Origin of the sequence: Candidatus Ulvibacter alkanivorans, assembly GCF_003333325.1 — a bacterium.
Lineage (GTDB): Bacteria > Bacteroidota > Bacteroidia > Flavobacteriales > Flavobacteriaceae > Ulvibacter_A > Ulvibacter_A alkanivorans.
In genome coordinates this window covers 1-1,522 of sequence record NZ_QOLC01000009.1, presented here as the reverse complement: position 1 = coordinate 1,522, position 1,522 = coordinate 1, and the positions used below count along the sequence as shown (strand labels likewise).

General features: G+C 36.5%; 2 protein-coding genes. Both read right to left on the bottom strand.

The annotated features are described in order from the left end of the window. Positions 1-135: 135 nt before the first annotated feature. On the bottom strand, positions 136-831 hold the full coding sequence (locus DWA30_RS00655) for an ankyrin repeat domain-containing protein (RefSeq protein WP_114490621.1): 696 nt from the start codon (positions 829-831) through the stop codon (positions 136-138). Between the two features lie 50 nt (positions 832-881). Further along, on the bottom strand, positions 882-1,522 hold a 641-nt coding region (locus DWA30_RS00650; protein ID WP_210725374.1), incomplete at its 5' end, for a hypothetical protein.

Sequence of the window (1,522 nt, the reverse complement as noted above, 5' to 3'; positions counted from 1 at the left end):
CATCGAATATAACGCTTTTTCACATTCCGATTTTTACGAAAGTGATTATGCGAAAGCTTTCGATGCCGCAGGACGTTATCTTTATAAAGAAAATGTTGAAATGGATTAAAACTCTGTTTGTTGATGATGCGATAATTAATGCTCGATAAGGCGTTTAACGCGCATCATCCATTCTGCTCCTTCACTGTCAGCTCTAAAAATATTTTCTTCAATTGCTTCTTCGATAAGGGACTGAATGCTGAGACCAGAATTGCTCGTTAATGTATATATTGCCCCTTGAGCAATCAAATAGAAAACCATCTCAAACCGGAAAAGAGTGGCTGCATACAAAGCGCTGTTTTCTCCAGCACGACTTAACAAATCTACATCAGCGCCATATCTTACCAATAATTTGAGAATCGCCCAATTGTTATCCAATATGGCATCAAATAGTATGGGTTGTTCGTGTTGATTTAGTATGTTTGGGTTCGCTCCATGTCGTAAAAAGAAATCGACCATGGACAAATTATTCTGTAGAATGAAAATATCCAGTGGTGTAGAATGTTTGTTGGCAAGAAAATCAGGATCGGCCCCAAGCTCTATGGCGAGTTTAACAGCTTCCCACTCTTCATGTCGGATAAACCAAAGGATCGGTGAAACGCCCGCTTTTCCTTTAAAATCAAATGTCATGCCATTATCAAGAATATCTGACAGTGTTTTCCTATCTTGCTCTATGGTCGCTTTAATTAAAAGTCTTTCTTGTCTATTAAAGGCTTCTTTAAAGTTAATTTTCTCTCTTAAACCAATGTTCTCAAGAAATTTATATTTTAGTGTGCGAAGAATTTTATTCATAGCTTCCTTGAAATGAAAGAGTCGCACAGTTACATACGACTCTTATATTTTTAATGCTCTTTTATTTTTAAGCCACTTTTTTTCTTTTCTTTATTTGAGAAGCGACTTTCCAGATCATACCCCATATCATTGAGTTTCTTATAAAGCTTGTCAGGCTCAATGTATTCAACATAATAATCCGTATGGTTTCCATAGTACTCTCGTTCACGAATATCATCGCTTTTGATAATTTCTCGAAGATCATCATAATCAAGAAACGTAATGTCAGGCACCATGTCTTTCAAGAATTCTTTCAGTGGTGGAAAGTCTTTTTTCGGTTTTTCATCAACGGTATAATATCGAGCCTCACCGCCCCAACAATTACCGCCATCAGCGCCACCAGTTTCGTAGCCCCACCATAAAGTGCCTTTTTTATCCAATTTGTCACTGGCTCTATGAACGGTTGCAAAACTTATGTCACCATCGGCATCATAAATAGAACAACTATCTCTAAAGTTCTCGTGAATGTATTGCGCAAATTTTTCAACCGGTTTGTAAGAGTTGATAAGATTCTGAAACTCTTTTTGAACGGTTGGTTTAATATTCAAATTAGGTTTAAAGTAATTGCCGTTAAATCGAAATACGTTTTCATTAACGCCTTTTGAGGATTCGACGACAACTTTGTTATCAATCAAATATTGTTTTTCGGTAA

What these genes read in the sequence shown, in the direction of transcription:
- DWA30_RS00655 (WP_114490621.1), bottom strand. Translation starts at nt 831, where the DNA reads ATGAATAAAATTCTTCGCACACTAAAATATAAATTTCTTGAGAACATT.